Raw genomic sequence first — 6,978 nt, 5'->3', positions numbered from 1 at the left:
TCCCGGGGCGGGCGGTGGACATCGGTGTGGCCGCCGACGGGACGGTGTGGCACGTGAACTCCGCGGGTGCCATCTTCCGCTACACCGGGGACCAGGGCTCCACCGACTGGGTCCCGGTCTCGGGGGGTCTGTCCCGCATCTCCGCCGGCTCGCGGACGAACGTCTGGGGCGTCAACTCCTCCGACCAGATCTACCGGTACACCGGGCGCGACGCCAACCCCTGGACCGGTATCCCCGGCGGCGCGGTCGATGTCGGTGCCGCGGCCGACGGCACCGTCTGGGTCGTCAACTCCGTCGGCGGCATCTTCCGCTACACCGGAGACCAGCCGAGCTGACGAGCGTGAGCAGGCTGTGCGGGGTCCCGGCCCGCAGCGACGGGCACCCCGCACAGTGCGGCGCCCCGCCCCGGACCACGGTCCGGGGCGGGGCGCCGTTCGTCGCGGGACTGGTCACCTCGCGAGGAAGCGCTGCCGGTGGACGTCACGGAGCGGCCTTGCCGTCTCGGTCTACGCCCTTGAGGAACTGCCTCTGGCCATCCAGGAATCCCTCCGCGAAGAGCGAGCGGGGCGAGAAGAGCGCGGTGAGCGTGATCTTGAGGTCCGACCGCTCGAGGGACTGCTTGAGCAATGAATGGGTCGCGTCCGGGTAGCGTTCGAGCGTCATCGCACCGCCCGCGTCCAGCACGTGGCGGTAGACGCGCTCCGTGTCGGCCGTGTCCACGTTGATGTCATGGCCCGCGAGCGTCAGCAGCACCGGTATGCCGCGCAGGGCGCGCAGGTCTTGAGTGGCGTCCGAGGTGTAGTTCTTGGAGATGAAGCCCCACCGGCCGGCGGTCATGCCGTCCGCGTCGCCACCCTTGGCGGCGACGTACTCGGCGAAGGTCGCGCGGCGTTCCAGCAGCCGCCGGGTCGTGTCGCTCTCGGCGATCGCCTCCTCGGTGCGTGCGGCCGACGCGCCGTCGGCGCGCAGCTCGGCGAGAAGGTTGTAGCGGCCCTGCTGGAGCCAGTTGATCGCGGGCGAGACGGCGATGACGAAGCTCACGGGTGCCCTGGCGGCGACCTTCGGCAGGACCCAGCCCGCCTGGCTGGCACCCCAGAGCCCGATCCGGTCGCCGTCGATGTCGGGGCGGGCGCGCGCCCAGGCGACGGCGGCGGCCGCCTCGTCGGCCCGGTCGTCCATGGACTGGCCGAGCCAGTCGCCCGGTGCGCCTGCGACGCCGGGCTTGTCCCAGGACAGGGAGGCGTAACCGGCCTCGGCGTTCGCTTCCCACATGGGCTTGTAGCCGTCGTCATGGGTGGCGTTGACGGGGCCGTCGCCGTGGACGTACACGACGAGGCCGTGGCGCTTGCGGCCGTCCCTGGGGGTGGCCAGTACTCCGTTGAGGGTGTGGCCGCCGTGACGGATCGATACCCGCTGCTCGTCCATCTCGTAGGAGTTCTGCCACAGCACCACACCGCCGAGACCCGCGGCTACGACCAGGACTGCGACGAATGACCAAGCGGCTGTGCGGAGCCCGCGACGCCGTTGGGGCTGGATCTTCGGGCACATGGCTCTGACCGCCTCGGTTCGGACGTCGGTTCGGACGTCATGTGGAATGTGCGCAAGGTCGAACCTATCACTGCCACAACGATCGTCCTCGAAGTGATAGTTTTGAAGGGAGCGGGGATCGCAGTGCGAGGGAAGGAAGCGGGATGGGACTGGACGCGACGGACACCGGCACGGGACCGGTGACGGTCCGGCGGGGCGTTCCGGCCGGCGCCGAACGGCGGGCGGCCGAGCTGTACTGGGACGCGTTCGGCCGCAAACTCGGCCCCGCGCTGAATCCGCCGGACAAGGCGGTGCCCTTCATCGCCGCCCACCTGAACGCAGACCGCGCGGTGTGCGCCCTCCTGGACGGGCAGCTCGTCGGCCTCGCCGGCTACCAGCTCGGCGGCCGTGCCCTCACCGGGGGATCGGCCTCCGCCGTGCTGCGCGTGTACGGACACCTGCGAGGACTGCACAGGCTCCTGCTCCTCGCCCTGTTCGAACGCCACCCGGCCCCCGGACAGCTCGTCATGGACGGCATCGCCGTGGACCGGGCCGTGCGCGGCCGCGGCGTCGGCAGCTTGCTCATCGAGGAGGTGGCCGCCGTCGCGGCGGAGCAGAACTGCCGGGAGATCAGGTTGGATGTGATCGACACCAATCCGCGGGCCAGAGCTCTGTACGAGCGGCGCGGCTTCACCGCCGTGCGTACCGAGCGCACGCCCTACCTGCGCGGTCTGCTGGGATTCGCGGCGGTCACCACCATGCGTCGCGCCGTCGCGACGAGAAGGGCGGGAGCACTGTGAACGCCGAAACGGACCACGTCGAGGTCCCCACCCGCATGCTCGTCCACGCCCTGATCCGCGAGGACGGCACCGTCGTCGCGGACGAGCTGTACACCGTCGCCAACATCCTGGGCATGAGCGACCAGCAGGTGCGGCTGTGCGTCAAACGCCTCGTGGCCGAGGGCCGGTTCACGCACGAGGGCCGCGGCCGCAAAGCGGAGCTGCACGCCACCGCGGACACCACGCGCGCCCTGGCACCCAACGCGGACTTCCTCCGGCACGCCTTTCAGCAGGACGCCGGGCTCGCACCCTGGGACGGTGTCTGGCACGTGGCCGCCTTCGCGGTGCCCGAATCGGCGCGCACCGCCCGGGACGCCCTGCGCGACACGCTCGTTCACCTCGGCGGCGCCCCGCTCCAAGGCGGACTGTACGTCTGCGCCAACGCCTGGGAACCGTACGTCGAAGAAGCGGCCCGCCGCCTCGGCGCCCATGGAACGCTCACCCTCCTCACCACGACGGACCTGCGCAGGGGCGACGTCCGAGAGCCTGCCGAACTCGTCCGCCGGCTGTGGTCCCTGCAGGAGATCGCCGATCGCTACCACCGCCTCATCCGCATCGCCCGGCCCCGCCTCGCACGGCTCACCGACCCCGCCGGACTCTCCCCCTCCGTACTCCTCACCATCGCGGTCGAGCTGGCCGCGGAACTCACCCGCGCCATGGAGCCCGACCCACTGCTGCCACCCCAGCTCCTGCCCCAGCCCTGGCCCGGCACCCAGGCCCGGGAGCTCATCGCCACGTGCTGGGCAGCTCTGCACGAACAGGAAGGCGGCGAAGACCGCCCCACCCTCTTCCGCCTCTACGCCGACATCACCCGGGAGGCGGCAGACCGGGCCGCGCCCTGAAGCGGGACGGGACCGAGAACCGCATGGGTTGGGTGGGGCGGACCATAGGCTGACGCCATGTCTGACACGCTGAGTTCGAGAAAGACCGCGTCCGCGCTGCGGGCTTCCGCGCGGGTCTCCGCCGAGTTGCTGCTGGTCCTCGTGATGGCCGCTGTGGTGTTCTGGCTCCTGGGCCGGATGTGGTCGGTGCTCTGGCCGCTGATAGTGGCCCTGTTCCTTACGACGCTGACGTGGCCCCTGGCCGCCTTCCTCCGTCGGCGCGGGTGGCCGCCCGCGCTGGCCGCGTCCTTGGTGACCGTACTGTTCCTCGTCGTCGCCGCGGGCGTCGTGGCGCTGATCGCCGTGCCGGTGGCATCGGAGTCCGGCGAGCTGGGCGACGGCGTGGTCGAGGGCATCCAGAAGCTGCGCGGGTGGGCTGCCGGGCCGCCGCTGAACATCGGCGACGCTCAGATCACAGATGCGTTCGCCGCCGCAGTCGACCGGGTCCAGAACAGCATCGGCAGCACGGTCTCCACCGTCGTCACCGGCGTGAGCACCGTCTTCAGTGGCCTGGTCACCGCCGTCTTGGCGCTCTTCCTGATGTTCTTCTTCCTCAAGGACGGCCCGCGGTTCCTGCCGTGGCTCACCCGGCAGCTCCCCGGGCGGCTCGCCACCGACGTCCCCGTGATCGCCGCGCGCGGCTGGGACACGCTCGGTTCGTTCGTCCGCTCCCAGGCGTTCGTCGGTCTGCTCGACGCCGTGTTCATCGGCCTGGGCCTGTGGATCGTCGGTGTTCCCCTGGTGCTGCCCCTGGCGGTGCTGACCTTCGTGTCCGCGTTCGTGCCGATCGTGGGTGCCTTGTTCGCGGGCTTCGTCGCGGTGCTCATCGCACTGGTCTCGAACGGTCCGACCGACGCGCTCATCGTGCTGGCGATCATCATCGGGGTGCAGCAGCTGGAGGGCAACGTGTTCCAGCCGATGATCCAAAGTCGCGGTCTCGGCCTCCACGCGGCAGTGATCCTGGTGGCGGTGACGCTGGGTGGCAGCCTGGCCGGAGTGGTCGGCAGCCTGCTGGCGGTACCGGCGGCGGCGCTGATCGCGGTGGTCTGGAACTATCTGCGCGAGCAGCTCGTCGAGCCCTCGTCCGGTACGGAGACCGACCCGTCGCCCACCGGCGCCGCCCCCTCGTAGCCACCCGGGAGCCGTCGCCGCGGTGTCCGAGCATGACCCGACCGGCCCACCCGGGGGCCGCAGCAGGCGGCGGCTCTTCCCGGCATCCCGGGTCTGTGGCAAGCGTCCCCAGGCCGGCCCGGCGGCGCAGGCCGGTACTGGCCGCGCCCGCGGCCCACCGTGAGCGCGCCGTCCGCGCCGTCCGCGCCGTCCGCCGTCCGCGCCGCCTACTCGTCCCGGGATGCGTTCTCCGCCGTCTGCAGGGCCTGGTCGGCGATGGTGACGGCCTCCTGATCGTGACCCGAAGCCTTCGCCGCCTGGGCCTGGCTGAGGGAAACGCGGAGCAGTCCGAGTGTGTGCTCCGGCAGGCGGTCCGCCGCCACGATGTCTTCGAGCTTCCGGATGGTGCGTGTTGCCAGGTCCTCGGACATGGAGCGCGTCTCCTCGGTTGCGGAGCAAGGACAAGTGTTCAAGTCGTGCCGAGCAAGGACAAGCGACGCTGCCACGTCATGGCGGCCAGGACAAGACGCCTTGCTGCACGACCACTCTCACGCGTGGAGTACAGACCAGAAAGAACGCAAGACCCGGCAGGACCGTGAAGCCGCGGAGCGCGCCGAAGCGCAGTTGTGGCGCAGTGAGCGACCCAGTACCCAGGAAGCGGTGCGAGGTAGCGCGAGCATCCGCCGTCTGGGGGACTGCCGACCCGACTCCAGGATGAAGCCGTGCTCGCGGAGGAGGCCTCCCGCAGATGCGGCGTGAGGACCCACATGTTTACGGGGTGGTCCACGGTGATGCCGGGCAGCAGGATCTCGGGCCGCGGGGTCACCGCGGTGGAGGGCCGGTGCCGTGGGAATTGGTGTGCAGCGCGGAGAAGACCGGGCGCCCGGTTCGAGGCCGATGGCCAGGTCGAGGACACGAAGCCCGGGCACGAGGACTCACGTACGCCGCCTCCGGTAGTGCCGTGCCAGGGCCTCCTCGGTGATGTCGGTGCACTGCCATAGCGGGTCCGGGTCCGGGGCCAAGTCCGGGCCCTGCGTCCCTTACGTCCTTGGGCGGCGGTGAGTGTGACGGCACTGGGGGAGCAAGGCGGTGCCGGCGGTGCGGTCCGAGCTCGTGGGGAAGGTGACGGGCCAGGTGCCGTCACCGCGGCCGATGCCGCCGAGGGCCGGGCGCCCGCGGCCGGGACGAAGGTGTTGGTGCAGCCGCCTTCACCACCTTCGCCGAGGCACACAGTCCCAGGATGTCCCTTGAACCCTCCGCGACCCGCGTCGGACGCGTATTCTGCTTCATGATGTTCCTCCCCGGGAGACTTCCCCGTACCAACTGGCGCCTTCTGGTCGGGAGTTGCGCCACTCACCGTGCAGACCAGGCGAGCCTGGCCGAGGTCGCGGCGGGCAGCTGCGAGGAGTTCCTCGTCCAGCGGCGCAGACTCATGGCCGCGATCTTGCGGGACTCTTTCCAAGCACTCTGATACCGAGGCGACGACATGACTCTCTCTGCTTACGAACAACGTGAGTGGGACCAGCTCCAGAAGCGAAAGGCGGTTTTCCTCAACAAGCAGGCGAGGAACCTCCTCCCGCGGCAGGCCCGGGACCGACTCGCTTCGCTCGGCCAGAAGGCGAGGAGCGCCCCGGGAGCCGACAAAGTGGCCGCTGCCTACGGCGGAGCCGCAAAGGGCCTCGGCAAGGCTGTGGGAGGCACCGCAAGCCGGACAGTGAGCAGGAAACGCGTCGTTGAGCAGTACCGGCGAGCCGGGCACGACATCAGCGAATTGGACGAGATCCGTGAACTCGACCTGCGGGTCGTCGATGAGGTCGCGAGGCACAACTTGGTTCGGTACGGCCACGCGCTCTCGGCAGCGGCAACTGGCCTCGGATCGGCTGCAGCCGTGACGGGCGGAGAGGTGCTCGCCAGCGCCGGAACCATCGCCGGCGCAGGGGCGGGCGCCGCACCCGGACTCGGAACCATCGCCGGGGCGATGGCTGCCGACACTGCCATGATGCTCGCCCTTGCCACTCGAACGGTCGCCGCCACGGCCCTCTACTACGGCTATCACCCAAGCGATCCCGAAGAGGAACTCTTCGTGATGTCCGTGATTGCTCTCGGAATGTCCACGGGCACGTCGGCGAAGACGGCCGCGTACGCCGAACTGTCGCAACTCACCCAGTTGCTGGCAAGGAACGCTCCTTGGGCCAAATTGAACGAGAAGGTTCTCACCAAGATCGCGCAATCCTTCGCAGCGAAGTTCGCCCAGCAGCTACCGAAGAGGAAGCTCGGGCAGTTCGTGCCCATCGCCGGCATGGCGGTCGGCGCCGGGCTGAGCTACATGCTCATCGATCGAGTCGCTCTTTCGGCTCGCGACGCGTATCGCGAACGCTTCTTGATCGAGAAATCAGACGGAGGCCTGGCCGGCGACCCGACCTACGGCGACGCCGACCTCGTTCAGGACGATGACGCGATCGGGGTGATCGAACTGCTCCGGGAGGAGGACGCGCTGCCGACGTCTACTTCATCCGACTCCGAGGACCAGCCGGTCAACTGACGAGGCCAATCTGGCCGGGCCCGCGGTGTCCGGCACCGCACCTGCCGAGTCGTCGGGGCGTCCGAGTACTCCAGTGCAC

8 protein-coding genes are annotated in these 6,978 nt (G+C 70.0%); 6 read left to right on the top strand and 2 right to left on the bottom strand.

Annotation, left to right across the window (positions count from 1 at the left end; all coding sequences use genetic code 11):
* On the top strand, positions 1-335 hold a 335-nt coding region (locus tag ACFWBY_RS02885), incomplete at its 5' end, for a tectonin domain-containing protein (RefSeq protein ID WP_385336256.1).
* Positions 336-480: 145 nt separating this feature from the next.
* On the opposite strand, the gene ACFWBY_RS02880 is transcribed toward ACFWBY_RS02885, so the two are convergent.
* The gene (locus ACFWBY_RS02880; RefSeq protein ID WP_385336258.1) at positions 481-1,452 is read right to left on the bottom strand and encodes an alpha/beta hydrolase family protein; all 972 of its coding nucleotides are present in this window, start codon (positions 1,450-1,452) and stop codon (positions 481-483) included.
* A gap of 239 nt (positions 1,453-1,691) precedes the next feature.
* Here ACFWBY_RS02880 and ACFWBY_RS02875 point away from each other — a divergent pair, with 239 nt between their 5' ends.
* From ACFWBY_RS02875 to ACFWBY_RS02865, 3 genes are read left to right on the top strand one after another with little or no spacing between them, the layout of a single operon-like run.
* Positions 1,692-2,327, top strand: a complete 636-nt coding sequence (locus ACFWBY_RS02875) for a GNAT family N-acetyltransferase (RefSeq protein ID WP_385336261.1) — start codon at positions 1,692-1,694, stop codon at positions 2,325-2,327.
* 35 nt (positions 2,328-2,362) lie between these two features.
* Positions 2,363-3,208, top strand: coding sequence for a PaaX family transcriptional regulator C-terminal domain-containing protein (locus ACFWBY_RS02870; RefSeq protein ID WP_385336339.1), 846 nt, complete (start codon positions 2,363-2,365; stop codon positions 3,206-3,208).
* Between the two features lie 57 nt (positions 3,209-3,265).
* Complete coding sequence (locus ACFWBY_RS02865; RefSeq protein WP_385336263.1) at positions 3,266-4,378, top strand: AI-2E family transporter; 1,113 nt, start codon at positions 3,266-3,268, stop codon at positions 4,376-4,378.
* A 206-nt stretch (positions 4,379-4,584) separates the two neighbouring features.
* Here ACFWBY_RS02865 and ACFWBY_RS02860 read toward each other — a convergent pair whose 3' ends face one another.
* Positions 4,585-4,788 (bottom strand): hypothetical protein, encoded by a 204-nt coding sequence (locus ACFWBY_RS02860; RefSeq protein WP_385336265.1) that lies wholly within the window; start codon positions 4,786-4,788, stop codon positions 4,585-4,587.
* A gap of 809 nt (positions 4,789-5,597) precedes the next feature.
* Here ACFWBY_RS02860 and ACFWBY_RS02855 point away from each other — a divergent pair.
* Positions 5,598-5,828 (top strand): hypothetical protein, encoded by a 231-nt coding sequence (locus ACFWBY_RS02855; RefSeq protein ID WP_385336267.1) that lies wholly within the window; start codon positions 5,598-5,600, stop codon positions 5,826-5,828.
* A 15-nt stretch (positions 5,829-5,843) separates the two neighbouring features.
* Complete coding sequence (locus ACFWBY_RS02850) at positions 5,844-6,899, top strand: EcsC family protein (protein ID WP_385336269.1); 1,056 nt, start codon at positions 5,844-5,846, stop codon at positions 6,897-6,899.
* Positions 6,900-6,978: the final 79 nt, after the last annotated feature.

The sequence above is a fragment of the Streptomyces sp. NPDC060049 genome, from assembly GCF_042736715.1.
Taxonomy (GTDB): Bacteria; Actinomycetota; Actinomycetes; order Streptomycetales; family Streptomycetaceae; genus Streptomyces.
Note: the sequence above shows the minus strand (reverse complement) of the source record. Positions and strands in the feature narration are given on the sequence as shown.